The sequence below is a fragment of the Caproiciproducens lactatisolvens genome, assembly GCF_052443335.1.
Classification (GTDB): Bacteria; Bacillota; Clostridia; order Oscillospirales; family Acutalibacteraceae; genus Caproiciproducens.
Genome location: NZ_CP195750.1, coordinates 1,215,755 through 1,240,803, shown reverse-complemented (window position 1 = coordinate 1,240,803; position 25,049 = coordinate 1,215,755). Strand labels below are relative to the sequence as shown.

The window sequence follows — 25,049 nt, the reverse complement described above, 5'->3', positions numbered from 1 at the left end:
AACGGGGGCTGCGTTACGCAGCCCCTTGCTTATTTTATTCGGTATTTTCGCCGAGAGCGTCCAGGCTCTGCGCTTTCAGGTAGGCGTTGATAAAGCCGTCCAGATCGCCGTCCATCACGGCGTTGATATTGCCCGACTCAAAGCCGGTGCGGTGGTCCTTTACCAATGTATAGGGCATAAAGACATAGGAACGGATCTGCGAGCCCCACGCGATTTCCTTCTGGACGCCCTTGATGTCCTCGATGCGCTCCAGATTTTCACGCTCCTTGATTTCGACCAGCTTGGATTTCAACATTCTCATCGCCACGTCGCGGTTCTGGTACTGGCTGCGCTCCACCTGGCAGGACACCACGATTCCCGTGGGGATATGGGTCAGGCGCACCGCGGAGGAGGTCTTGTTGACCTTCTGTCCGCCCGCGCCGCTCGCGCGGTAAACGTCCATTTTGATGTCCTCGGGGTTGATCTGGACCTCCACGTCGTCGTCGATTTCCGGCATCACTTCCAGGGAGGCAAACGAGGTGTGCCTCCTGCCGGAGGCGTCGAACGGGGATACGCGGACAAGCCTGTGCACGCCCGCTTCGCTCTTCAGGAAGCCGTAGGCGTTGATGCCCTCGATCAGGATACTGGCGCTTTTCAGCCCCGCTTCTTCGCCGTCCAGATAGTCCAGCGTTTCCACCTTGTAGCCGTGGCGCTCGCCCCAGCGGCAGTACATGCGGTACAGCATTTCCGCCCAGTCCTGCGCCTCCGTGCCGCCGGCGCCCGCGTGGAACGTCAGGATTGCGTTCTTGCCGTCGTATTCCCCGGTCAGCAGCGTGGAAAGGCGCTGCGCTTCCAGCTCATCCTGAAATTTTTTCAGTTCCTCCTGCGCTTCGGGCAAAAGGGACAAATCCCCTTCCTCATTGGCAAGCTCTATCAATGCCAGCGTATCGCCGTACGAATTTTTCAGCCGTTCATACGCGGCAGCCTTATTTTTCAGCATACTGGAACGCTGCAAAACCTTTTGAGAAGTGCTCATGTCGTCCCAGAAGCCGGGCTGGGCGGCTTTTTCGTCGAGCTTCGCAATCTCTTCCCGCATGCCTTCCAGCCCAAGCGCTTCCGCCAGATCGTTCAGATCCGGCTCCAGCTCCTGCAAAGCAAGCTTCATTTCTTCAAACTGCAGCATATTATCATCCTTCAAATAAATTATGATTTTTCCATTACGGGATTTCAATCCGCTTATCGCATAATTCCGTGTTCCCCTCCGCCGGAAACGGACGGGAAACACTGTTGAATCTTTCAGTGAAAAATGCAATGATTGTTATTAATTATAAATTATTCCGTGTATAATGTAAAGATGAAATTACGGAACAACGCCCCGCACACCGCGCCGAACGTAAGCCTGACGCGCGGTCAATTATGAATTAGGTGAAAACTTATTGAATATATTATTGAAGTTTCTTTTGAAATTATATACAATAGTTTAATATAACAGGACTGATATCTACATTATGGGAGGATAAACTATGATTGACTATACAGGTTTAAACTGCCCTGTCTGCGGAAAACCTTTTGCACGGGACGACGATATCGTCGTCTGCCCCGAATGCGGCGCGCCGTATCACCGCGAGTGCTACGCGAAGGTGGGCAAATGCGTTTTTTCGGACAAACACGGCACCCCGGCCGCGTGGACTCCCCCGCAGAAGGAACCGAAGTCCGCCGACCCGGCGGCAAGCGGGGCGGAAAACAGAACCAAACGCTGTCCGCGCTGCGGCAGTCTGAATTCACAGAACGCGATGTTCTGTGACCACTGCGGCCAGTCGCTGACCATGAACCAGCAGGATGTCGCCGGTTTCCCCAAAAGCGGCGGTTTTCCTCAGAACGGCTTTCCCCGGAACGGGTTCCCTCAGAACGGCTTTCCCCAGGCGGGCGGCCCCTTTCCGCCGGGTCAGCCGGGCCAGCCGGTGCCGTTTATCTTTGACCCGATGGGCGGCGTGAACCCCAACGAGCCGATCGGCAGCGTCCCGGCGGGAGACCTCGCCAAGCTGGTACAGGGCAATACCCAGTATTATCTGCCGGTATTCCTCAACCTCAAACGTTTTCACAGAAACCGTTTCAATTTCAGCGCGTTCCTGTTTTCGGGCGGCTGGATGCTGTACCGCAAACAGTACAGAATCGGTTCCGTGATTACCGCGGTCATGACCGTCCTGTACCTGATTTCCACCTATGTGTCCCTTAATTTTTCCATGCCGCTGCTGGAATCCCTGATGCAGCAGCAGGGAATTTCCATCGATACGGTTTCGCCCACCTATTCCCAGCTGCTGCAGGTTTCGGAGCAGCTTGCGCAGCAGCCGGTCCAGCAGATTCTTCTGTTCTGCGTGCCGACCATCATTGCGCTGATCCAGATCGCCATCATGCTGGTGGTGGGATTTAACGGGAACAAGTGGTATTTGAATCACTGCATCGGCAAGATCGAGCAGATCCATCGTCATACGCCGGAGGCGACCCTTGCCGCGATTCAGCTGCAGGAGCAGGGCGGCGTGAACACTTCACTGGCAATCGGCCTTTTGATCTGTTATATGATCGTGTTCTATCTGCCTCAAATATTTTAGATATTAGGAGTGTAAAAATGAAAGTAACAAAAGCTGTCATTCCGGCCGCCGGGCTGGGGACCCGGGTGCTGCCGGCAACCAAATCCATGCCGAAGGAAATGCTGCCGATTGTGGACAAGCCCGCCATCCAGTATATTGTGGAGGAGGCCGTCCGTTCCGGTATCACGGATATCCTGATTATTACCAACCGCGGCAAGGGATTGATTGAGGACCACTTTGACCGTGTGCCGGAGCTGGAGGCAAAGCTGACCAGCGGCGGCCCGGATAAGGAAAAGATTTTAAAGGAAATTATCGATCTCTCCCACAAGGCGAACATTTACTTTGTCCGTCAGAAGGAAACCCGCGGCCTTGGCCACGCGGTGAACTGCGCCCGCTCCTTCGTCGGCGACGAGCCGTTCGCGGTCCTGTACGGCGACGACGTCATCATCGGCGAGGACCCCGCCTGCGGCCAGCTGATCCGGGCTTACGACGAGTTCGGCAAGGGCGTTTTGGGCGTGAAGCAGGTGACCGCCGAAGCGATCACCAAATACAGCTCCCTGAAGGTGGAGCCGATCCACGATAACTACTTCAGCTGTACGGATATGATCGAAAAGCCGTCCCCGGACAAAATCATGTCCCTGTATTCCATTCTGGGCAGATGTGTCCTGACGCCGGATATCTTTGATATTCTGGACCGGACCCAGCCGGGCGCGGGCGGGGAAATCCAGCTGACCGACGCCATGTGCGCGCTGGCCCGCTCCGTGGGCATGGTCGCGGTGGACTTTACCGGAAAGCGCTACGACATGGGAAACAAGCTGGGCATCATGCAGGCACAGGTGGAGGTTGCGCTGAAGCACCCGGATGTCGGGCCTTCGTTCAGGGCGTACCTGAAGGAGCTTTGCAAAACACTGTAATTTTTGTCTTGACTTCATAATGCTGTGCTGATATAATTACTCTGTTAAGCCGCAGTTTTCGGCTTACTATCCTTGCTCCGGATTTATTTCGGGGCCAAAGTCCAAAAGGAGGTGCAAATAATGTCAGATGTAAAGAATTCCTATGAAACCGTATTTATCCTCTCCACAAAGCTCGGTGAGGACGCGATTGCCGCTTTGGTTCAGAAGTTCAAGGATTTGATCGAGGCAAACGGTACCATCGACAGCATTGATGAGTGGGGAAAACGCAGACTTGCATACCCGATCATGAAGCAGGAAGAAGGCTACTACACCTTAGTGAACTTCACAAGCGCTCCCGAATTTACGGCTGAGCTCGACAGAATTTACAAGATTACCGACGGTGTCCTTCGTTCTCTCATCATAAAGAAAGAAAGCTAAGAAGGAAGAGTGATTTGAATGCTCAATGTCGCTGTTTTAATGGGCAGACTTGTTGCCGACCCTGAACTTAGGCATACGCCGAACGATGTTTCCGTAACAAGCTTTACAATTGCCGTCGACCGTTCCTACGTGAAAGCGGGAGCGGACCGCCAGGCCGATTTTATTGATATTGTCGCGTGGCGCAGCACGGCGGATTTTGTGTGCAGATATTTCCACAAAGGCCAGCTGGTTGCGGTACAGGGTTCCATCCAGACGCGTTCCTATACCGACAAGGACGGAAACAAGCGCAAAGCGTTTGAAGTCGTTGCTGACAATGTGCATTTTGCAGAGTCGAAACGCGACAGCGCAGGAGCGCAGGGCAGCAATTATCATTCAAAAACGGATGTTACCGCTGAGCAGCCAGTTCCCGCTTACACAAGCGGCGATACCGGCGATTTTGAGGAGATGCCTTTAGACGACGATCTGCCGTTCTAAGCATTCCCTCTGCAATACTGATGAGAAAAGGAGGCTTATTGCCATGGCTGATAGAAACGACAGAAACGACAGACAGGACCGCCGCCCCGGCGGACGCAAGTCCCGCAAGAAGGTTTGCGGCTTCTGCGTCGACAGAGTGGATTCCATCGATTACAAGGATGTTGCAAAGCTTCGCCGCTTTATTTCTGAGAGAGCCAAGATTCTGCCCCGCAGAGTAACCGGCACCTGTGCGCATCATCAGCGTGAGCTGACCATCGCCATTAAGCGCGCGCGTCATCTCGCACTGCTTCCCTTCAGCAGCGACTGATGCCGCTGACTGCAAATTGAATTTTCAGAGCGGACGCATGAGCGCCCGCTCTTTTGTTTTCCCCTGAAATGATAACAAAACAGGGACGGAAATTTCCGTCCCTGTTTTGTTATTTCTCATGGTTTCCTTATTCGGCGGGAGCGGGATGAACGGTCCTGTCGTCGTCCTGAATCCTGATATCCCCCAGCTGGCCGCTGAAAATTTCCAGCTTGCCCTGAAGCTTTGCGCCGTTGTTCACCGTAACCGTGCCGGCTTTCAGATCGCCGATCACAATTGCGTTGCTCTGGCAGATAATGCTGTTCTTCGCCTGAATATTGCCCTGGAGCCTGCCGTTGATCGTCAGGTTCTTGGTCCTGATATCGCCGATGACAACGGAATCGCTGTCTATGTTCATATCCTCGGTGGCGGTGACATTGCCGCGGACCGTACAGGCCGAAAGCGTAATGCCGGAACCCTGAATGTCGCCGACCTGCTTTCCGTTGATCTTGATATTGCCGGTGGTCGTAATTCCGCCTGTGACCGTTCCGTAAATCTCAAGATTGCCCTCCGATTTGATATCGCCGGTAATAACGGTGCCCTTCGATATCACCGTGGTCTGCTTGGATGAATTGTAATCATTGGCGGTAGGAAGCTCATACGGCTTCTGGGGCTGAAAATCCGGTTTCAGCGGCTGGAATTCGGGTCTGCCCGTTTCAATCGGCTTAGGCGCGCTGAACTGCAGGTCCTCCGGCTCGTCTTCCTTTACCTCGAGTTTGAATTCCGCGACATTTTCTTCACGGGCATATTCTACCATTTTGGATTTGCCAAACCGCATGGAAGAAACTTCTTCCTCTTCTTCATAATCCGGGCCGTCCCAGATTCTTTTCAAAATACTGATCAATCTGCTGTTATCGTTTTTTCTGACTGCTTCCATCGTCCTGCCTCCACAAACGTTGTTTTATCATGATATAAAAAAATATATTCCACCACTTTCTTTAATAATAATCTATTTTTTCAAATTTTTCCAGTATTATTTGCAAAAATTTTAACTTTTTTGTAATAAAATGTATAAATTCGGGATTTTCGAATGATTTTGCAGGAACCACGCAAAAAAATTTCACACGGCCCCGTTTTGGCATCGGAGAAATTTTTTACGAAATTGCAAGACGGCGGCACCTGAAAGAAGGAAGACGCGTACATTATATCAATTCATTTACACTTTTACAGCCATGGATATTCATCATGCCGTCCCATTGAATGGAAATGAGCAAATTGCGCTGTGAAAAATGCCGGATGGTAAAACGAAAAATTCATTTTGCTTGAATTCTATATAGTAGCATGATATAATCATAAAAAGTTTACACAACGTTCACAGGCGTCCCGGATGGGCCGCAAAAATAAACTGAATTGACTGAGGAGGCAACTTGACATGAAAAAAATTGCAGCACTGCTGCTGGCATTGGTAATGACAGCGGCGGCATTTTCAGGATGTAAAAAGGTGGAAACCGCGTCCGGCTCCGGGGAAACCGGCGGCGACACCATCAAAATCGGTGTATTTGAACCTTTGACGGGTGCAAACGCCGCAGGCGGCGAGGCCGAAGTCGAAGGCATAAAAATCGCCAACAAGCTCTATCCTGAAGTTCTCGGCAAAAAAGTGGAAATCGTTGTTGCGGACAACAAATCCGACAAGGCTCAGGCTACCACGGCTGTCGCCCGTCTGATTGAAAAAGACAAGGTTTCCGCCATTATCGGCTCGTGGGGTTCCAGCTTTTCCATGGCTGCCGGCGATCTGGTAAAGAAAAACAAGGTCCCCGCGGTCGGCGCTTCCTGCACAAACCCGCTGGTGACAAAAGGAAACGACTATTATTTCCGCGTCTGCTACCTCGATCCGTTCCAGGGAACCGTCATGGCAAACTACGCCTTTAAGAGCGGCGCGAAAAAGGCCGCCATCATTCAGGAGGTTTCCAACGACTACGCAGTCGGTCTGGCTACATATTTCAAGGAGGCCTTTGTCAAACTGACCGGCGACCCGAACTCTGTTGTAACGACCGTTAACTACAACACCAACGATCAGGAATTCGGCGCGCAGCTTTCCACCGTAAAAGCCGCCAATCCGGACGTGATCTTTGCCCCCGGCAACTTTACGGAATCCGCTCTGGTTATGAAGCAGGCCCGTCAGCTGGGCATCACCGTCCCGTTCCTCGGCGGCGACACATGGGATATCGACGAGTTCACCTCCGTGGGCGGCACCGACGTGGAGGGCGCCACCATTTCCACCTTCTTCGACGATTCCGCCCCCGTAACGGAAGAGGGCAAGAAGTTTGTCGAAGCCTATAAAAAGGAATACCCCGACAAGAACATGGCCGCGGTCAGCGCGCTGGGCTACGACGCTTACCTCGTCATCATCAAGGCGATTGAGGCCGCCAATTCCTCCGACTCCACCGCTATCCGCGACGCTTTGGCAAAGACAAAGGATGTAGAAGGCGCAACAGGAAAGCTGACCTTTAACGCGGACGGAGATCCCGACAAAGATTCCGCCATCATCAAAGAAGTTAAAAACGGAAAATTCACTTACAAGGATACGGTTACGATCACAAAATAACGAATAATTTGATGTAGGGATGTTGTGCTATGACACTGGAACTGTTTTTACAAAATCTGGCAAACGGGATTGCGGTGGGAAGCCTGTACGCCCTGATAGCCGTCGGCTATACAATGGTTTACGGAATTCTGCGCCTCATCAACTTTGCCCACGGTGATATTTTCATGATGGCGGCCTACTTTACCTTTTTTGGTGTTGCGGTCTTTCACCTGCCGTGGTATTTCGCATGTATTTTTGTCGTCGTGCTGACCGCGGGGCTGGGTATGCTGATCGAAAGAGTGGCCTACCGCCCGCTGCGCGACGCGCCGAAGGACTCCGTCCTTGTTTCGGCGATCGGCGTTTCCTTCCTTCTTGAGAATCTCGCCACCTATATTTTCAGCGGAAAACCAAAGGCTTTTCCGGATTTTTTAGGATTGATGTCCACCATTTCGCTTGGAACGGTCTCCCTTCAGAAGGTCGCGCTCGTTGTGCCGCTCGTTCTGGTTGTGTGCATGTCGATTCTTCTGTTCGTCACCAACAAAACCAAGCTCGGCATGGCGATGCGTGCCGTTTCAAAGGACTATGAAATCGCGCGCGTAATGGGAATCAACATCAATCTGGTAATCGCCGCAACCTTTGGCATCGGCTCCGGCCTGGCCGCTATCGGCGTGATTCTGTGGGGAATGAAATACCCGCAGGTATCCCCCCTGATGGGGGTTATGCCCGGACTGAAATGCTTCATCGCAGCGGTCATCGGCGGGATCGGCAACATTAAGGGCGCTGTTCTGGGCGGCTTTATTCTCGGCCTGATTGAGGTTATGCTGGTTGCGTTCTTCCAGCCGCTGACCGGTTACCGTGATGCATTCGCCTTCATCCTCCTGATTTTAATCCTGCTGGTAAAACCGACGGGGCTGATCGGGGAAAAGACAACGGAGAAGGTGTGATATGATGAAAGATACGAAAAAGCGCAACATCATCTGCACCGCGATTCTTGCGGTCATTATACTGGCACTGATTTATTTCGCGAACAACTATCTGGACGCGTACGTCGTCAGAATCCTGAATCTGTGCGCAATTTACACCATTATCGGCCTTTCCATGAATCTGATCAACGGCTTTACCGGCCTGTTCTCTCTCGGCCAGGCCGGTTTCATGGCGATCGGCGCGTATACGGTGGCGATTTTCACGCTCCCGCTGGATATGCGCTCCACCATCTTTTATATGGAACCCATGAATCCGGCCATTGCCGGGATTCATCTTCCCTTTGTCCCGGCGCTGCTCCTGGGCGGCGTGATCGCCGGAGCCGCGGCCTTTCTGATCGGCGCGCCGGTGCTGCGGCTGCGCGGCGACTATCTGGCGATCGCTACGCTCGGCTTTTCGGAAATCATCCGCATCCTGCTCACCAACCTGCAGAGCGTAACGAACGGACCGCTCGGAATCAACAAAATTCCGGATAACGCGAACAACATGTGGTGGTCGTTCGGTGTCGCCATCATGATCCTGATCCTGACCGCGCTGCTGATCAATTCCAGCTACGGGCGCGCGTTCAAGGCGATCCGTGAGGACGATATCGCAGCCGAGGCAATGGGCATCAACCTGTTCAAACACAAAGTCATGTCCTTTGTCGTGGGCGGCTTTTTCGCCGGCGTCGGCGGGGGCCTTTACGCTTCCCTGCTCGGCACGGTGGACCCCAAGCAGTTCTATTTTACGCTCACCTACAACTTCCTTCTGATTATCGTTCTGGGCGGCATGGGCAGCATCAGCGGCACCGTTATCGCGTCGTTTATCGTAACCTGCGGGCTGGAGCTCCTGCGCACCTTCGACGAACCCCTGACCGTTGCCGGCTATGAGGTTTCTCTGTTCCGTCCCGGCTTCAGCATGGTGATCTTCTCCCTTCTGCTGATGATCATCGTTCTGTTCTACAGCAAGGGCTTAATGGGCAGAACGGAACTGACCTGGGACAGGATTTTTCACTTCTTTGAAAAGCACAGGTCTAAAAAATCCCCGAAAAGCACAGAAGGGGGCAGCACGAAATGACACCGGACAATAAAAGCATCAATGAAACAATCGATAAAAACATCGTACTCAGAACCGAAAATATGACCATGCAGTTCGGGGGCGTCGTCGCTGTCGACAATCTGCACCTGACGATCCGGGAGCATCAGATCGTAGCCCTGATCGGCCCGAACGGCGCGGGCAAAACAACCGCATTCAACATGATTACCGGCGTGTACACCCCTTCCAGCGGCAAAATCTTTCTGCACGGCGAGGATATCACGGGCATGAGCCCGGACAGAATCACCCGCAAGGGCGTGGCGCGTACCTTTCAGAATATCCGCCTGTTTAAGGATTTGTCCGTATTCGACAATATCATCATTGCGAAGCACTTTTCCATGAAAAGCAATCTTTTCAGCGCAACCCTGCGGCTTCCGGGCGCGGTCCGCGCGGAGAAAAGGATGCGTGAGGAAAGCGAAGAGCTTCTGGAAAGGATGGGGCTGGCCGACGTGAAAGACGCCGTCGCAAGTTCCCTCCCCTACGGGCAGCAGCGCCACCTTGAAATTGCGCGCGCGCTGGCCACCAAGCCTGAGCTTCTTCTGCTCGACGAACCCGCGGCCGGGATGAACCCGCAGGAAACCGAGGACCTGACCGCCTCTATCAAGCAGATCCAGCAGGATTTCAACCTGACGGTTTTCCTGATCGAGCACCATATGGATCTGGTGATGGAGATATCCGACCGGATTTATGTGCTGGACTTCGGTCAGACGATCGGCAAGGGTACACCCGCCGAAATACAGAACAACCCGCGTGTGGTAGAGGCTTATCTGGGGGTGGATGAAGATGCTGAAAATTGAGAATTTATATGTTTCCTACGGCGGTATTGAGGCGGTCAAGGGCATTTCCTTTGAAGTGCCGGACAAGAGCATCGTTACGCTGATCGGCGCAAACGGCGCGGGCAAAAGCACGACCCTGCGCACCGTGGTCGGCCTGGTCAAGCCGCAGAGCGGCAGGATCATTTATAATGACGAAGACATTACCGGAAAGCCTTCGGAGGAAATCGTACGGCACAGAATCACTCTGGTTCCGGAAGGCCGCCGTATTTTCCCGAACCTGACGGTTTTCGAAAACCTGAAAATCGGCGCATACATGAGAAAAGACGATTACTCGGAAGATATCAAATGGGTTTACGAACTTTTCCCCCGCCTGAAGGAACGCTCGTGGCAGCTTGCCGGAACCCTTTCCGGCGGTGAACAGCAGATGCTGGCCGTGGGCCGCGCGCTCATGAGCAAGCCGGAGCTGATTATGATGGATGAGCCTTCGCTCGGCCTTGCCCCGCTGGTAGTCAAGGGTATTTTTGAAATCATCAAGGAGATCAACAAGCTGGGCGTCACCATTCTTCTGATTGAACAGAACGCCAATCTGGCGCTTCGGGTGGCGGACCAAGGGCACGTGCTTGAAACGGGACGCATCAAGCTTTCCGGCAAGGGACGGGAGCTTCTGGAAAACGCCGAAGTCAAAGCCGCCTATCTGGGCAACAAGAAACACGAGCTTCCGGCGCAGTAAGGCGCAGTAAATGGATAGCAAGATTCCCGGCCCCCTCCATGAGGGGGCCGTCAGGCGAAGCCTGACTGAGGGAGTTCGATATCAGCAGTCTTTTTTCACTCCCTCCGGCGCGCCGGGCGCGTCACCTCCCTCTGTGAAGGAGGCAGAGAACTTTTGTCTGTAAAACTGACTGAGGGTCCATGACAATGTCATGGACCCTCAGTTTTATTTGGTATGCAGTTTTCTTCCGTTCGTTTTCTGCTGTGCGGGAGCGCTTTTTTCTTTGATATAAACCAGCCTGTTGTAGCCGTCGCTGTTCCGCTCCGAGAAGATATCGAAAATTTTCAGCGACTGGAGCAGCGGGGTCAGCTTTTTAAAGCCGTAATTTCTGACGTCAAAATCGGGGTAGCGGCGAACCAGCATGTTCCCGATTTCACCGACGAAGGCCCTTCCGTCGTCGTCAGATATTTCCTGGACGATCGTCCGGACGGCGCTTTTGATCGTTTCCAGGGGCGTCATTTCCGGCGCAACCGTTTCCGTGGCTTCCCCTTCCGCGGGCAGATCGTTGGACGCTGCCGTTTCACGCGCCAGGACCTCCAGATAGCGGAACTTGTTGCAGGCGGATATAAACGGAGGGGGCGTTTTCTTCTCCCCCATGCCGACCACGTTCATACCGGATTCGCGCAGCCGCACCGCAAGGCGCGTAAAGTCGCTGTCGCTGGAGACGATGCAGAACCCTTCCACATTTCCGGAGTACAGGATGTCCATCGCGTCAATAATCATCGCGGAATCCGTCGCGTTCTTCCCTGTGGTGTAGCCGTACTGCTGAATGGGAGTAATCGAAAACTCCAGCAGCACGTTTTTCCACGAGCCGAGCGCGGGCTTCGTCCAGTCGCCGTAAATCCTTTTGTAGGTCGCAACGCCATCATTGGAGACCTCATCCAAAATGTACTTGATATATTTCTCCGATACATTGTCCGCATCAATCAGTACTGCAAAGCGGTTGTCCTGCGGCATTAAAATTACCTCTCTTTTCTTTATATGTGTCAGTAAGGATCCAAACCTCTTTTTATCTCATTACTTAGTATAAATCATATGGAAGAAATTATCAAACGGTACGGCGATCCGATTTATTCAAACGGATAATGGACGCCCCATTCGGCGCGAAGCTGGTCCATCAGGCCCAGAAGGCGAAGCGTTTCCCCGTGCGGCATTTCGTCACAGGCCAGCTTTCCGCTGCTGATCGCTTTGACCGCGGCGCGCACCTCGTATTCGTAGCCCGTAAAATCATGGGGCAGGCTGACCGTTTTTGGCTCTTTTTCTCCCTTGCCGTATATCTGAACAGCCTGCGCCATATGAAAATTGTCCAGCACGATATGCCCCTTGTCGCCGTAGATGACCGCCCTGTTTTCGTAGGGGCATAGGAAGGTAAAATTCAGGACCGCCATACGGCCGTTTTGAAAGACAAGCGTCACGCTGTCCTGACAATCCACCCCGCGGGCCGTTTTGACGCAGGCAGACTGAACCTGCGAAAGCTCGCTGCCGAAAAACATGGAGGCAAAGGTCAGGGGATAAATACCCATGTCGAGCAGAACGCCCCCGGCCAGCTCCGGATTGACAACGCGCTCGATATGCCTTAAATCCTGCCCGAAAGATACCGTCATTGTGAGAGGCTCGCCGATGACACCGCTGTCCAGTATTTCGCGCAGCTTGTCCGCAAAAGGCATGAAGCGCGTCCACATGGCTTCCGACAGAAACAGCCGTTTGCTTTCCGCAAGGCTGAACAGGTCCTCGGCCTGCTTCTGATTGACGGTAAGCGGCTTTTCGCACAGGACATGCTTGCCGTGCTCCAGACAGAGCCTGGCGTGCTCATAATGATGCGAATGCGGAGAGGCAATATAAACGAGGTCAACGTCCGGATCGCTTACAAGCTCCCCGTAGGAACCGTAGGCCTTCTGAAAGCCGTACTGATCGGCCATGCCTTGTGCCCTGGACAGCTCCCGCGCCGCAATCGCGTACGGGGTTACTTCGTTCATCTGTGAGACCGTTTTTGCCATTTTCCCGGCGATATTCCCGGCACACAAAATGGCAAAATTCAGATTTTTCATACATTTCTTCCTCCACTGTCTTATTATCATAGGGTTTGGTGCTTCCATCCTGTCAAATTCCAAAAGGCTTCCTTTCTGACTTTTATTATGAAAATTCCATAACTCATAACATCCGTATACATAGAATACTATAAAATTTGCCGGGTTTCAACAGCTATCCCTTTTGCTCAGGATAAATTTTACGCTTATTTTGCCATCTATTGAGGTTTGAGATTTCTGCCGCGCAATGTTAGTATAAGGATAAAATGATTGAAACATGGAGAATTTATGAAAAAGACTGTCTTCCTTCACAAGTTCTTATGCGCGGCAATCGTTTTGGTTCTTTTGGGCGCCGTGATCGGAGCCGGCGGCACCAACCCGGGCACGGGAACCGGCAGTGTTCCTTCTTCCCCCGGATCTGCGGCTGACCGCACGGACAGATCATCGTCGCAGCCCGCGTCTTCGGAGGCCGGGAGCACAGCTTCGGCAGGATCGTCCGGTTCATCGAAAGCGGGCTCCTCTTCCCCATCAAAAAAAGCGGCCCCATCCTCTCCGCCTGCATTCCAGCATCCCGCAAAAATGCTGGTCGGATACTACGGCGGCTGGTCGGCATATTCCGGATTTTCTCCCGACAAGATCAGCGCTTCCAGTCTGGATGTTCTGAATTACGCGTTTGCGAAAATCGGAACGGACTTAAAAGTAACCGTAAGCGATTCCTCAATAGATTACTCGAACTTTAAGAAGCTTAAGAATTTGAAACGTACATATTCCAAACTCAGAACCGTCATTTCCATCGGCGGCTGGAGCGACTCCGGCCGGTTTTCCGACGCCGCGCTCACGGAAGCCTCCCGGGCTGCTTTTGCAGACAGCGCGGTCCGCTTTATGAAGGCCAACGGCTTCGACGGCATCGACATCGACTGGGAATACCCCACCGGAGGCGGGCTTGCCTCCAACGTCACGCGTTCCGCGGACCGAACCAATTTCCGCCTTTTGATGAAGGCGCTGCGCGGCAGGCTGGATGCACAGGGGGCCAAGGACCATAAGCACTATATTCTCTCCTTCGCCGGCGGTTCGGACAGCAGCTACGCGAGCCGGATCGGCCTTTCCGCCGTTGCGCAGTATGTGGATTACGGAATGATCATGACCTACGACCTGCACGGCTCCTGGGAGCCGTATACGGACTTCAGCGCCCCCCTCTATCCCCCTGCGGGGCAGTCCCCGCAGGCAAAGTCCAGCGTGGACGCGGCTGTGCGCAGCTGGCTGAACAACGGCTTCCCTTCCGGCAAGCTGATTCTGGGCGTACCGTTCTACGGTTATCTTTATCAGGGAACCGTCGGTGCGAACAGCGGGCTGCACCAGAGATTTTCTTCCGCGGCTCCCATCGGCTACGATACCGTTCAATCAAAATATCTGAGTAAATCATCATTTAAGAGATACCGTGACTCTTCTGCGCAGGTACCCTGGCTGTTTGACGGCAGCACTTTTATCAGCTACGACGACGCTGTTTCCATTCAGAAAAAAGTGCAGTATTCCAATTCAAAAAAGCTGCTGGGCGTCGGCGTGTGGGATTTGGGGTTTGACAAGGCGGGCACCTTGATCAAGTCGGTCGGACAGGCACTCAAATAAGGCAGATACCTTAAAAAGCAGCGGAACCTTTTTTAAAGGATCCGCTGCTTTTCTTATGGCATGGATAAATATCGGCCGGCACCCCAAGCAACACCGCGGTCGCACTCTTCCTTTGGCACGACCGCAAAGCGGCCTGGCATTTCCGGGATCTTGCACCCGCGGGGAATAAACACGGAGGTACCGGCAAATTTCAGCATCGGCAGGTCGGTTTCTCCGTCCCCCATGGCCAGGACCTCCTCCGGCCGGAGTCCCAGTCTTTCACAGACATAAGAGAGCGCGGCGCCCTTGTTCGCTTCGGGAGGATTGATTTCTCCCACATAGGGATAGGAACGCCCCGTAGCCAGATGAGAAATTTCTTCAGGCCAGGTCTGGAACACCCTGTCTATGGACTGTTCGCTGCCTACGAGCATCACTTTGTTGACCTCTTTCAGCGGCAAATCCTGAAAGGTGGGCACCTCTGCCCTTTTGAACAGCTGAAAAGAATCCATCACATCGGAAATCCACTGTTTATCCATATTCTCCGGAATCCACAGCCGGATGATATCCGGCTGAAAGGCCATGACGGAGATATTTCCGGTTTCCGCGCCCTGTCGATAGACCGTCCGCAGATCTCTCGCGGACAGGCAGTTTTCCGCCCACACCTCGCCACCCGACAGAATCAGAGAGCCGTTTACCAGAATCAGCGGGCCTGTGATGCCCAGCTCCGAACAGATGGCCTCCACCCCCTGCAGCGGCCGGCCCGTAGCCAGAACGACCTGAATTCCCCCGGCTGCCGCCGCTTTGACGGCATTGGCGTTTTCCGGACTGATTTTCCCCTCTTCATCGGTCAGGGTACCGTCTACATCCAGCGCCATGAGTTTGACAGACATAGGATTAACCCTCTTTCAAAATCAATTCTTTTTGCCCAAAGGCAGACTTATCCCCTTCCTGGTTCTATTTGTATTATAAAGAAGAAAATGGTAAAAATCAACCTTCTCAGGTTTTCGGCCCGATTCGGCGCTTCTTCGATCTCTGTCCTGGTTTTAAGCACAAGAAAAGGACCTGCGCGCGCAGGTCCTTTTCTTGTGCTTTCTCAGCCGAAGATTTCCTTCAGCTCCGCGCGGCTTGCGTCGTCGGTCAGCGTCAGGATATCGTCATCCTCCAGGATTTGGGTATCTCCCTTGGGGATCAGTGTGGAATTGTCACGCGTAATCGCAATCAGCACTGTTTTCTTCGGGATGGACAAATCTTTCAGAAGCTGATTGGCGGCCTTGGAATTCGACTGAACCTTCATCTGGACAATCGAATAATCTCCGCGGTTGAGTTTCAGGAGCGTGAACATATCCTTCATGTTCATTTCTTCCACTACGAAGTGCGCCATCAGCTCCGCCTGGTTCACACCGATATCCACACCCATGCCGCTGTTGAACAGCCATGCGTTTTTAGGATTGTTGACTCTGGCTACCACTCTCGGCACACCGAATTCCATTTTGGCAAGGGTGGAAACAACCAGATTGATTTCATCCGCACCGGTAACGGCGGCAACTACGTTTGCAGAAGCGATGCCCACGCTTTCCAGCACTTCCGGGTCCGAGCCGTTGCCGAACACCAGGGTTTCCTGAGGCAGTTCTTTTTCCAGCTTATGAAAAACACTTTCGCGGTGCTCAATGACCCGTATTTCGTGGCCGTTGGAAAGCAGCAGGGTGGCAAGATAGGAACCGACCTGTCCTCCGCCTATAATGATGACTTTCATTTCAATTCCCCCTTTTTATGCCAAGCCCAGCATCGATTTCAATTTGTGAGCAGCGGAGGCAACCACCGTAATATAAAGAATGTCTTCCGCTTCCAAAGTGGTACCGCCCGTTGGAATAAATGTCTTGTTGTACCGGCTGACACCGGTTACATGGATTTCTCCGATCGCCGTTATCTCCTTGACCGTATGGCCGACCAGCAGGGGCGGAACCTCAATGCGCACCACATTCACATTTCCGTTCCCCATTTCAAACACACTGTCCAACTGGTGATACGTCAAAAGTTCTGTCGCCCTTTCAATGCCCCACGCCGTTGTGGAAATGGTCTGGATTCCGATCCGGCGGTAAAGATCGGCCTTGGTCGAATCATAAAGGCGCGCAACCACACGGGGAACACGGTAAATATTTTTGGCGATCCGCGCGATCACAACGTTGGCTTCATCGCTCGCCGTACAGGATACCACAGCATCCACCTGATCTATCCTGGCTTTTTTCAGTATGTCCCGGTCAAACCCGATCCCGGTCACTTTGTTTCCGCTGAAATCTTTTCCAAGATTCTGAAAAGCTTCCGGATTGGAATCAATTACCGTTACCTGATGTCCTTTTTTTATCAGATTGAGGGCCAGTCCCGTCCCCATTCTTCCTAAACCTACTACGATCACTTTCATGCCGTTCACCTCTCTGTTCTTTTTTCATAACGCTTGGCAATTTTCTTTCTTAAAAACGCTTTTCTTACTTCTTCAATCACCAAAATCAACGGAGGCCAAGCACATAGAATCAGAAAATCCTGCAAACCAAGCGGCGCCGTGTGGAAAACGGACTGCAGCGGGGACAGATAAATCAGAGCAATAATCAGAACAATTTCAAAGACAATCCCGAAATTCACCTGTTTGTTGCTGAACAGGCCGACATGGAAAACAGACTGTTTTTCCGTACGGCAGTTAAACGCGGCCCCGATTTGGGAAAAGACGATACCGGTAAGCGCCATGGTGGTCGCCTTAATATAGACCGGATCCACTCCGCCCGCAAGCGGCACAGCGGGCCACCCGTTTTGCAGATTGACAAAAAAGTAAGAAAAGGCCGAAGCAATAGACCCCAATAAACCATACCACAAAAATGCCTTGACGACCAGCTTTTTTGTTAATAAGGATTCTTTTTGATTGCGCGGGGGCTGGTCCATGATGCCTTCCTCCGGCTTTTCCGTTCCCAGGCCCAGTGCGGGCAGCATATCGGTACCCAAATCGATGGTAAGGATCTGCATGACCGTCAGGGGCAGCGGAATGGCTCCGCGGGAAAACAGGAACATGGCGGAAGGAACCGCCTCCGGCATGTTGGAGTTCAAAATATAAAGCAGGAATTTCCGGATGTTGCTGTAAACCGCGCGGCCTTCTTCAATAGCATGGACAATCGAAGCAAAATTATCGTCCGTCAGAATCATATCCGCCGCTTCCTTGGCCACATCCGTACCGGCAATGCCCATGGCTACACCGATATCAGCCTTCTTGAGCGCCGGAGAATCGTTCACGCCGTCGCCTGTTACGGCGACGACTTCGCCCATTGCCTGCAGGTTGGACACAACGCGGAGCTTTTGCTCCGGAGCCACACGGGCAAAGATGATTTCATCCTTCAGATATTCCCTTAACTGGTCGTCCGAAAGCTCTTCCAGCTCCAGGCCCGACACAACGCGCGGGTTCGGGCTTTTCACAATGCCGATGCGTTTCGCAATGCTCTCGGCCGTCAGGCCGTAGTCTCCGGTAATCATAATGATGCGGATGCCGGCACGGTGACATTCTTCGACGGCGGCGGCAACCTCCGGACGCGGGGGATCAGCCATGACCACCAGCCCTACAAAAACCAGATTCTGCTCAATCGTTTCGGGCGTGTAGGCGCTCATCGCTTTCGGGATGTTGTCCTCTTTATGCAGAAGACGATACGCGACCGCCAGAACGCGCAGACCCTCATAGGCGTATCCGTCGTTTGCCTCCATGATCTTCTGACGCATCTCTTCCGTCATCGGCTGAACCTGGCCGTTCACACGGATAAATTCGCTCAGCTTCATGACCTCCTTCGGCGCGCCCTTCACATAGGCGATGCGTTCGGTTCCCTCTATCGGTTTCTGCAGCTGATGGATCGTCGTCATTCTTTTACGCCGCGATTCAAAGGGCAGCTCCCTCAAACGCGGGGTCAGTTCCAGCTGTTTATGGACGTCAATTCCGGCCTTCTGCGCTACCACGCCCAGGCATGCTTCCGTCGGGTCGCCCAGCACCGTGTAGCGGACCGATTCTTCGTTCGGCGGCAGCAAACGGGCATTGCTGCATAAGGCCGCGCCCGTCAGCAGCAGGTTCAGGTCCTGATTTTCGCTGGCAGTGACCTTTTTTCCACCCTCAAGGATCTCTCCTTTGGGTTCATAGCCGACGCCGGTGACGTCAAACTCTTTTTCCGCCAGCCATAAATGGCTGACCGTCATTTCATTTTGCGTAAGCGTACCGGTTTTATCCGTACAGATAACGGAAGTGCTGCCCAGCGTTTCCACCGACGAAAGCTTCTTCACCAAAGCGTTCCTCTTGGACATGCGCTGCACAGCCATGGCAAGCGACAGGGTAACGGTGGGAAGCAGCCCTTCCGGAATAAAGGCGACGATCATCCCCAGCGCAAAAACAAACGATGCGGCAAAGGGCTCGTTTACAAAGAAGTATGACGCCAGAAAAAACAGGATGCCAAACATGATTGCAATGATGGAAATCTGCTTTGTCAGGCGGTTCAGCTCTTTTTGAAGAGGGCTTTCTTCTTTTTCCATGTTCTGAGTCAGGTCTGCAATTTTACCGAACTCGGTTCCCATGCCGATCCCCATCACAACGGCTTTTCCGTTGCCCTCCGAAACATTCGTGCCCGCAAAGATAAGGTTCGGCGTTTCAGCCCGCGTCAGGTCGTCCTTCAATACGGCGTCCTTGAGTTTGCGGACCGGGTTTGATTCTCCCGTCAGCGTGGACTGGTCCACCTGCAGGTCGTTGCATTCGACCAGACGGGCATCCGCGGATATTTTATCCCCTTCTTCCAGGAGCATAATATCGCCGGTAACCAGATCCTCGGCCAGAATTTTCTGCTCTTCCCCATCCCGGATCACCCGCACATACGAGGGCAGCATATTCTTCAGGGCCTCCGTAGCCTTATCGGCACGGCTTTCCTGCCAAAAGCTGAACACGCCGTTGATGACATTGACCAGCCAGACGGCCACGCCCAGCTGGGGCATACCCGCAAAAAAGGCCACCGCACCCGCCACCCACAGCAAAATTGCCATCAGATGAGTGAAGTTGCCCAAAAAAGTAAGAACGGCGGATTTTTTCTTTTTGGAACTGATCAGGTTTTTGCCCTGTTCCTTCTGTCTCTCCTGCGCCTGCGCCTGTGTCAACCCCTGTGGAGTTGTTTCCAGGGCTTCATAAGCTTTATCTACGGGGAGTTTATAAATGATTTCTTTATCACTCGATGTATTCTCCATGGTACTCAATTGTTTGCCAATCCTTCTTTCTGTAAGAATAAAAGTTTCATTTGCTGGAAAAAAACGTGAAGAATAGTGAGAACAGGGAATTGTTAATAAAGTATGTATTCCCCATTGATAGAAAATCATTATAAACCTTTGTGGACCAATCTACAATTTGTACAGTCAAATCTTAATATAATATTAATATGCGTAAAGCGACAAAACGGGACAGGTATCCCGGCGGAAAATCTTTCCTGTTGGGCTTATTTACCTTACTGTATTCTGTGCAGCCAGAATTAGGATACCCAAACCAGATAAAATAAACAGGGACAACAAAAAGCGCCGTACGGCGCTTTTTGTTGTCCCTAATAAATAGCCCCGTCCGTGACTGTTTGAATTGACGGGCATGATCCGTTAAAAATCCACTTTGATCTGTACGGCGGGTGAAAATGTATCGGATCAGTTTCCCAGCACAACGGCCAGTCGGCATTTAACGAAAAGAGTTCGTATTCCGATGCTTTTGTTTTTTAATGGCGTTCCAGTTCTGTGCCGTAATGCCGATATGGCCGATGCCCAGAACAATAGCGGCAGCGCCCAGCCAGACCGCCCGCGCATAAACGGACAAAAAGAGCACCGCGGCCACCGGCAAAACAGCCAGCGGCAAAGGGATTCCTAAAAAGGACCTGTAAAAATCTGCGGATACATGCTTACCGGTAAAATACCTTCCCCAGCAAATCAGATAGAAAAGCATGAGAAAGCCGGCAGCGCCTAACCATATCGTCCAGAAATCGATTTTTCGTATATTAAGGTCATCAAAAATCAACACCAGCGTGGTGGTCAGGACCTGCCCTGCCCTCTCGAAAACCAGCAGTATTCTGTTTTCTTTTATTTCCCTGAAGTCCACCGGCAGGTTTAACCCATAGAAAATATTGGGAATAAACAGGCAGCATAAAAAAATTAATCCGATATAAGAAAATCCCAATCCTCCCAAGCTGTTTCCTCCCCGTCGCGATCATTCGTACCGGTCCTGTATACGCTGAAAAACCTCTTTTCGCTTTTCCATTATCTAATCGAGCGGCTATCGCCCGCTGTATGGACTGCCCCGATGAAAGCAGGAATCTAATCTTCATCTTCGATTTTATTATAATCGATCAACGGATCGTGTTCAACTCCTTTTTAGCCGTCATGATCGATCACAATACATAAATAAGCACAAAAACGGTTTTCTATTCTGAATTACGCAATTTGGGAACAGCATCTTTTTTAAACTATGGTATACTGGATTTACCGTACGGTTAGGGGAAACGCTTAAATTTACGAAATACTCTTGATAGTACCAAGGAAGACCAGTAATGAAAGCATTGTATCGTACGATACGACGCTTTTACTACGGTAATACTCCCGTTGCTTATAACTAATATGGGGGTTGGTCCCTCGAATCATTTTACAATCATATGCTTCATTTTACTTAGGACGCGATGAATTCTATGTCTCATCTTAACAAAAGTACTGTCAACACAGTACTTCTTCATAAGAACTTCAAAAGGAAGCTTATCTAAGTCTTTAAAAAAGGCATCTCTCTTACTACTTTGCAATACAGATTGATGTGCAGCCGTGTTATTCTTCACTGCTTTTTGAATATCAACGTGGCAGGAAATCATTCTTTCGTTGATTTGTTGAAAAAGATCCTGTCCCTTTTGTGAATTCAAAAATATTAAGGAAGTACCCTTATCATCAAACAATTCTGGCAGGATATTTTCTATACCCCAAAAATCTGCTAATGTTATATCGCTTTGCCTGTTTACACCTTTAAAACGACAATGATAACAAGAAGGACGAAGATAAATATTTTTCAGAAATCCTTGCATCATTAAATCTTTGTCAAATGTTACTCGATACTCAGTATTATCATTGAACTGAAATGATACGGAGTATCTCTTCCAACTTTCATTCTTCTCTCTAAAAGAAATTCTCCGCACCGACGTACCAGAGCCTCCCTCCCGATAAGCAAGATATTTTTCCCACACTTTGGGTGATGGAACGCCATGGCAAATAATGTCCTGGCAGAAAAGATTGTCATACTCTTTTCCTATGTAAGATTTGAGTCCGCCAATTTGGCACGGAGTACCGCTGAATAAGACAATCCGCCCATCATCCAAAAAGGTTTTTGCTTCCTTATAAGTTTCCCCGATTCTGCTTTGCACATATTTGGATCCGCAAAATTTTTCAAACTCCGATTTTGTTTCCGCACAGCTGTGACATACCTGAAATTTATCATTAAATTCTGCCCCAAAAACGACGCCACCATGATCAATGATATTCTCCGCGAGCAAAGTAAAAATACCGCCGGATGAACTCTTCATTCTGCTGTTTTCATCCTTATTGTATGCCGCATAAGCTTCGGGGATATTATTAACGATCTCTTTATGTAAAATCGGACATACTTTTTCACAATGGCCACAGTTAATGCACTCAATTTGATTGATCTGAGGATACCAAAATCCCTCCCGATCACTTTGCATTGTGATACAGCCCTTGGAACAGCTACTGTAACAGGCATAGCATCCACAACAGTTCTGAGGTTCCAATATGGATAACATAAAATCACGTTTCCTTTTTAGCGAAGTGTACTTTTATTTTTTCAAATGGAGCTTTAAACATCTGTTTTTCTGAAGCGTTCATCCCAAAATACCACATGGAGAAAGCGAAAACAATTGTGTAAACAAAACCAAACCCAACAAATTTCAACATGCTGTTAATTTCCAGCAAGTATTTCAATGCAACACCTACGGCACATGGTAAAATGAACGCGGGGGCAAAGCCTAAGATCTGTTTCCAAAAATAAAGTAAATTTAGCCCTACACGTTTATGATAGTACCAATTCATAATAAACCCGTTTCCAATAGTTAACGCAATTGCCGTACCAATAGCGCATCCTATAACACCTAAGAACGAACACAAATAAACACTGATAATCACATTGGAAACAGTTATCAAAGCATAAATTGCAGATCTGAATTTATGCATATTTTTCGCTTTTTGTATCTCTATTCCTAAATTTTGTATTAGCGGCACTGTCACTGGAATCATTAACCATAAAGCAACGTGATATGCGATTGTATAAGAAGTGGCGTACTCGTTTCCCGCCCATATTTTAATAAAATATTCTCCAAAAAATATAAACCCTGTTAATATAAAAGAGAGTACTAAAAACTGCACCCTTCCAACACGTGAAAACAGGTCCATCAATGTTTTGTTATCATCGCTCTCCGCCACAATCCGATTAACTTTGGGGATAAACACGGAAGAGATCGCAGTCGAAAAGGAGAGGTACAGTGTATTAAACTGTGCTCCAATAGAATAAACCGCAACATCAGAACTGCCATTCATTTTCCCAAGGATAATTTTGTCGACGCTCCAGTTTGCCTGATCGGTAACCATATTTAAAAAAATATAAAAAGAAAAAATCCAAATTTCCTTCAAAAGCACAAAATCAAAATGATTAAAAAGGAAACGAGTTTTCAATTTTATAAAGCAGAACCAAACATTTATTCCAAAGCTAGCTAAAGTTAACAAAGTCGTTGCCACAACTAAGCTGATGGATTTGTAACCCATCAACAGCAACGGTAATGTGAGAAAGGGATTGAGAACTGTACGGAAAAGATTAACAATTCTTTGAAAAAAATACTGTTCTTGCGACGTTACAATAGAGTCAAATACACTTGCAGGAAAAGAGACTGCAATGTTGAAAACCATTAACTCTATTAAAATCTTCGCTGTTTGAATTTCATGTTCTGTAAGACCGCCTGAAAAAACTGCTTCTGTATTCATTGCTAAAATTGCACCTGCGATCAGAGCGATAACCGCAATGAAAGAAAAAATCATTAAAAACATGCCGTTTAAGCGGGCAATATTTTCTTCTTCCTGTTTGGCCCGATATCGCGAATAGAAACGCATATATGCGCTGCCGAACCCAAAGCTCAGTAAACCCAAATAGCTTACAACAGAATAGACCAGATTGTAAACACCATATTCGCTTTTTCCTAACAGGCGAAGCATAACAGGGGTATACGCAATAGCAATTATGCTTTGCACTGCCATAGTAACATAAGAAAGGACAACACCCGCTTTTAGCTGGTTGATTTTTGACTTCAATAATTTTCACCCATCAACTTTTCGATCTCTTTTCCGGCTTCTAACGCCTTCTTGCAATAGGCTGGCATAAATTCTTGCAAATGTTTACGAATGCTATCTTCATGTTTTTTTAGCCATTCAAAGGCGATGATTAAATCGTTTTTATTTTTCAAAGACTGTACAGGTATCACATAATTTTCGTAAGTACCAAAAATATCTTTTGCAATTCCTTTCGCCTTCACTGAATATCCAACGGCTAAAGTAGGCACGCAGGTAGAATAAGCTGCAATAGTGGCATGCGTTCTTGCGCCAATAAACATGCGGCAACGAGCTATGTAACCCTTTAGTTCCATGCAATTATGGTCTTCAATCATGACTATTCTGTTGGTATATGCAAACCTCTTATAGAGTTCACCTAAGGGTTTACGGTCATCATTATCACTCCAGACAACATGAGGGATTAAAGCAATCCGCATATCAGTATGATCTATGATATGCTGCAAAAGCGCTTCATAGTTATTCATAGTGATTCCGTTGTCTTTTTCACAGCCAATAATAAGTGGGCTGACATTAATTCCAACAGTGTTTCCCTCAACAAATCCATCTGGTAAGGGAAGTTCCACTTTATCAAGTTGAAAAGCAGGATCGGGATACAATTTAGTGTTTTTATCAACGCCAGCTTTTAGTAAAGCATTATAAGTAATACTTTCTCGAGCGGTAATTAAGGAGAAACTTTTTAAATTGTTAATTTTAAACTTATTCTTTATTGGATCTAATAGGCCTTCATCTATGGAGCAGCCCCACAAGACAGATATTTTGCAATATTTTCTTAACCTTTGATCGACTAAAGAGATAAACATGGATTTTCCATACGAATAATTATCACCACCGATAGAAATGACAGCATTTGATTGCTTAGCGATATTAATTGTCATTTTAAGCTGACAAGATTCAAAAGGAATCCTATGAAACAAACGACCTGAAGCGAGGTTGATAAATTTTAAATGCTTTTTAGGTATACCAAATAGTTTATAATTATCAAAGAATTCAATATTATCAGAACAGATATACATTTCATCTTGGAACTGGTTATTGCTTGCTACCCGAATAGAAACTCTGCCGTTTCGAGATAAGATTTTTGTACTTGAACGCACCAACGCTTCACAACCATGATTACAACTTCCACCATGATGATATAATAAAAAATTATACATT

The 25,049-nt window shown here is 49.8% G+C and carries 23 protein-coding genes; 11 read left to right on the top strand and 12 right to left on the bottom strand.

Features of this window, described 5'->3' with window-relative positions:
• Positions 1-34 precede the first annotated feature (34 nt).
• On the bottom strand, positions 35-1,162 hold the full coding sequence (gene prfB, locus ACRQV7_RS06055) for a peptide chain release factor 2 (protein WP_444659824.1): 1,128 nt from the start codon (positions 1,160-1,162) through the stop codon (positions 35-37).
• 340 nt (positions 1,163-1,502) lie between these two features.
• Here prfB and ACRQV7_RS06050 point away from each other — a divergent pair, with 340 nt between their 5' ends.
• The 5 genes from ACRQV7_RS06050 (at position 1,503) to rpsR (ending at position 4,679) form a co-directional block, all read left to right on the top strand.
• A complete protein-coding gene (locus ACRQV7_RS06050; protein ID WP_444659823.1) occupies positions 1,503-2,588 on the top strand; it encodes an RING finger protein in 1,086 nt (361 codons plus the stop codon).
• Between the two features lie 17 nt (positions 2,589-2,605).
• Complete coding sequence (locus tag ACRQV7_RS06045) at positions 2,606-3,481, top strand: UTP--glucose-1-phosphate uridylyltransferase (protein WP_444659822.1); 876 nt, start codon at positions 2,606-2,608, stop codon at positions 3,479-3,481.
• A gap of 120 nt (positions 3,482-3,601) precedes the next feature.
• The gene (gene rpsF / locus ACRQV7_RS06040; RefSeq protein ID WP_141827864.1) at positions 3,602-3,898 is read left to right on the top strand and encodes a 30S ribosomal protein S6; all 297 of its coding nucleotides are present in this window, start codon (positions 3,602-3,604) and stop codon (positions 3,896-3,898) included.
• An 18-nt stretch (positions 3,899-3,916) separates the two neighbouring features.
• Positions 3,917-4,372, top strand: coding sequence for a single-stranded DNA-binding protein (locus ACRQV7_RS06035; protein WP_444659821.1), 456 nt, complete (start codon positions 3,917-3,919; stop codon positions 4,370-4,372).
• A gap of 43 nt (positions 4,373-4,415) precedes the next feature.
• Positions 4,416-4,679, top strand: coding sequence for a 30S ribosomal protein S18 (rpsR, locus tag ACRQV7_RS06030; protein WP_275713948.1), 264 nt, complete (start codon positions 4,416-4,418; stop codon positions 4,677-4,679).
• A gap of 127 nt (positions 4,680-4,806) precedes the next feature.
• Here rpsR and ACRQV7_RS06025 read toward each other — a convergent pair whose 3' ends face one another.
• Positions 4,807-5,592, bottom strand: a complete 786-nt coding sequence (locus tag ACRQV7_RS06025; RefSeq protein WP_275713947.1) for a bactofilin family protein — start codon at positions 5,590-5,592, stop codon at positions 4,807-4,809.
• A 495-nt stretch (positions 5,593-6,087) separates the two neighbouring features.
• On the opposite strand from ACRQV7_RS06025, the gene ACRQV7_RS06020 reads away from it, so the two are divergent.
• The 5 genes from ACRQV7_RS06020 to ACRQV7_RS06000 are packed head-to-tail and all read left to right on the top strand — an operon-like array spanning position 6,088 to position 10,800.
• The gene (locus ACRQV7_RS06020) at positions 6,088-7,260 is read left to right on the top strand and encodes an ABC transporter substrate-binding protein (RefSeq protein WP_444659820.1); all 1,173 of its coding nucleotides are present in this window, start codon (positions 6,088-6,090) and stop codon (positions 7,258-7,260) included.
• Positions 7,261-7,289: 29 nt separating this feature from the next.
• Entirely contained in the window at positions 7,290-8,183 is an 894-nt protein-coding gene (locus ACRQV7_RS06015; RefSeq protein WP_444659819.1) for a branched-chain amino acid ABC transporter permease, read from the top strand.
• A 1-nt stretch (position 8,184) separates the two neighbouring features.
• A complete protein-coding gene (locus ACRQV7_RS06010) occupies positions 8,185-9,276 on the top strand; it encodes a branched-chain amino acid ABC transporter permease (RefSeq protein ID WP_444659818.1) in 1,092 nt (363 codons plus the stop codon).
• Positions 9,273-10,091, top strand: a complete 819-nt coding sequence (locus ACRQV7_RS06005; RefSeq protein ID WP_444659817.1) for an ABC transporter ATP-binding protein — start codon at positions 9,273-9,275, stop codon at positions 10,089-10,091. Before ACRQV7_RS06010 ends, ACRQV7_RS06005 begins: the two co-directional genes overlap by 4 nt.
• Positions 10,078-10,800 (top strand): ABC transporter ATP-binding protein, encoded by a 723-nt coding sequence (locus tag ACRQV7_RS06000; RefSeq protein ID WP_444659816.1) that lies wholly within the window; start codon positions 10,078-10,080, stop codon positions 10,798-10,800. Before ACRQV7_RS06005 ends, ACRQV7_RS06000 begins: the two co-directional genes overlap by 14 nt.
• Before the next feature lie 204 nt (positions 10,801-11,004).
• Here the strand turns inward: ACRQV7_RS06000 and ACRQV7_RS05995 are convergent, their stop codons facing one another.
• Positions 11,005-11,796 (bottom strand): NYN domain-containing protein, encoded by a 792-nt coding sequence (locus ACRQV7_RS05995; RefSeq protein WP_444659815.1) that lies wholly within the window; start codon positions 11,794-11,796, stop codon positions 11,005-11,007.
• Positions 11,797-11,909: 113 nt separating this feature from the next.
• On the bottom strand, positions 11,910-12,887 hold the full coding sequence (locus tag ACRQV7_RS05990) for a Gfo/Idh/MocA family protein (protein ID WP_444659814.1): 978 nt from the start codon (positions 12,885-12,887) through the stop codon (positions 11,910-11,912).
• 267 nt (positions 12,888-13,154) lie between these two features.
• Here ACRQV7_RS05990 and ACRQV7_RS05985 point away from each other — a divergent pair, with 267 nt between their 5' ends.
• Entirely contained in the window at positions 13,155-14,492 is a 1,338-nt protein-coding gene (locus ACRQV7_RS05985) for a glycoside hydrolase family 18 protein (protein WP_444659813.1), read from the top strand.
• Positions 14,493-14,545: 53 nt separating this feature from the next.
• Here the strand turns inward: ACRQV7_RS05985 and ACRQV7_RS05980 are convergent, their stop codons facing one another.
• The 8 genes from ACRQV7_RS05980 to ACRQV7_RS05945 form a co-directional block, all read right to left on the bottom strand.
• The gene (locus ACRQV7_RS05980; protein WP_444659812.1) at positions 14,546-15,361 is read right to left on the bottom strand and encodes a Cof-type HAD-IIB family hydrolase; all 816 of its coding nucleotides are present in this window, start codon (positions 15,359-15,361) and stop codon (positions 14,546-14,548) included.
• Between the two features lie 203 nt (positions 15,362-15,564).
• Positions 15,565-16,224 carry a potassium channel family protein gene (locus ACRQV7_RS05975; protein ID WP_444659811.1) on the bottom strand — a complete coding sequence of 220 codons (660 nt, stop codon included), beginning with the start codon at positions 16,222-16,224 and terminating at the stop codon, positions 15,565-15,567.
• Positions 16,225-16,239: 15 nt separating this feature from the next.
• Entirely contained in the window at positions 16,240-16,890 is a 651-nt protein-coding gene (locus ACRQV7_RS05970; protein WP_444659810.1) for a potassium channel family protein, read from the bottom strand.
• 5 nt (positions 16,891-16,895) lie between these two features.
• Complete coding sequence (locus ACRQV7_RS05965; protein WP_444660233.1) at positions 16,896-19,718, bottom strand: cation-translocating P-type ATPase; 2,823 nt, start codon at positions 19,716-19,718, stop codon at positions 16,896-16,898.
• Between the two features lie 472 nt (positions 19,719-20,190).
• Positions 20,191-20,691, bottom strand: coding sequence for a hypothetical protein (locus ACRQV7_RS05960; RefSeq protein WP_444659809.1), 501 nt, complete (start codon positions 20,689-20,691; stop codon positions 20,191-20,193).
• 448 nt (positions 20,692-21,139) lie between these two features.
• A complete protein-coding gene (locus ACRQV7_RS05955) occupies positions 21,140-22,300 on the bottom strand; it encodes a Coenzyme F420 hydrogenase/dehydrogenase, beta subunit C-terminal domain (RefSeq protein WP_444659808.1) in 1,161 nt (386 codons plus the stop codon).
• A 4-nt stretch (positions 22,301-22,304) separates the two neighbouring features.
• Positions 22,305-23,855, bottom strand: a complete 1,551-nt coding sequence (locus ACRQV7_RS05950; RefSeq protein ID WP_444659807.1) for a lipopolysaccharide biosynthesis protein — start codon at positions 23,853-23,855, stop codon at positions 22,305-22,307.
• Positions 23,852-25,048, bottom strand: a complete 1,197-nt coding sequence (locus ACRQV7_RS05945) for a polysaccharide pyruvyl transferase family protein (RefSeq protein WP_444659806.1) — start codon at positions 25,046-25,048, stop codon at positions 23,852-23,854. The genes ACRQV7_RS05950 and ACRQV7_RS05945 overlap by 4 nt, the downstream gene beginning before the upstream one ends.
• Position 25,049 lies beyond the last annotated feature (1 nt).

Bases quoted from the DNA above. Each gene is read 5' to 3' on its own strand.
- ACRQV7_RS05980 (WP_444659812.1), bottom strand. From the start codon at position 15,361: ATGTCTGTCAAACTCATGGCGCTGGATGTAGACGGTACCCTGACCGAT.
- ACRQV7_RS05990 (WP_444659814.1), bottom strand. From the start codon at position 12,887: ATGAAAAATCTGAATTTTGCCATTTTGTGTGCCGGGAATATCGCCGGG.
- rpsR (WP_275713948.1), top strand. From the start codon at position 4,416: ATGGCTGATAGAAACGACAGAAACGACAGACAGGACCGCCGCCCCGGC.
- ACRQV7_RS06035 (WP_444659821.1), top strand. From the start codon at position 3,917: ATGCTCAATGTCGCTGTTTTAATGGGCAGACTTGTTGCCGACCCTGAA.
- rpsF (WP_141827864.1), top strand. From the start codon at position 3,602: ATGTCAGATGTAAAGAATTCCTATGAAACCGTATTTATCCTCTCCACA.
- ACRQV7_RS05945 (WP_444659806.1), bottom strand. From the start codon at position 25,048: ATGTATAATTTTTTATTATATCATCATGGTGGAAGTTGTAATCATGGT.
- prfB (WP_444659824.1), bottom strand. From the start codon at position 1,162: ATGCTGCAGTTTGAAGAAATGAAGCTTGCTTTGCAGGAGCTGGAGCCG.
- ACRQV7_RS06020 (WP_444659820.1), top strand. From the start codon at position 6,088: ATGAAAAAAATTGCAGCACTGCTGCTGGCATTGGTAATGACAGCGGCG.
- ACRQV7_RS05965 (WP_444660233.1), bottom strand. From the start codon at position 19,718: ATGGAGAATACATCGAGTGATAAAGAAATCATTTATAAACTCCCCGTA.
- ACRQV7_RS06015 (WP_444659819.1), top strand. From the start codon at position 7,290: ATGACACTGGAACTGTTTTTACAAAATCTGGCAAACGGGATTGCGGTG.
- ACRQV7_RS05995 (WP_444659815.1), bottom strand. From the start codon at position 11,796: ATGCCGCAGGACAACCGCTTTGCAGTACTGATTGATGCGGACAATGTA.
- ACRQV7_RS05985 (WP_444659813.1), top strand. From the start codon at position 13,155: ATGAAAAAGACTGTCTTCCTTCACAAGTTCTTATGCGCGGCAATCGTT.
- ACRQV7_RS06010 (WP_444659818.1), top strand. From the start codon at position 8,185: ATGATGAAAGATACGAAAAAGCGCAACATCATCTGCACCGCGATTCTT.
- ACRQV7_RS06005 (WP_444659817.1), top strand. From the start codon at position 9,273: ATGACACCGGACAATAAAAGCATCAATGAAACAATCGATAAAAACATC.
- ACRQV7_RS06000 (WP_444659816.1), top strand. From the start codon at position 10,078: ATGCTGAAAATTGAGAATTTATATGTTTCCTACGGCGGTATTGAGGCG.
- ACRQV7_RS06045 (WP_444659822.1), top strand. From the start codon at position 2,606: ATGAAAGTAACAAAAGCTGTCATTCCGGCCGCCGGGCTGGGGACCCGG.
- ACRQV7_RS05955 (WP_444659808.1), bottom strand. From the start codon at position 22,300: ATGTTATCCATATTGGAACCTCAGAACTGTTGTGGATGCTATGCCTGT.
- ACRQV7_RS06050 (WP_444659823.1), top strand. From the start codon at position 1,503: ATGATTGACTATACAGGTTTAAACTGCCCTGTCTGCGGAAAACCTTTT.
- ACRQV7_RS05970 (WP_444659810.1), bottom strand. From the start codon at position 16,890: ATGAAAGTGATCGTAGTAGGTTTAGGAAGAATGGGGACGGGACTGGCC.
- ACRQV7_RS05975 (WP_444659811.1), bottom strand. From the start codon at position 16,224: ATGAAAGTCATCATTATAGGCGGAGGACAGGTCGGTTCCTATCTTGCC.
- ACRQV7_RS06025 (WP_275713947.1), bottom strand. From the start codon at position 5,592: ATGGAAGCAGTCAGAAAAAACGATAACAGCAGATTGATCAGTATTTTG.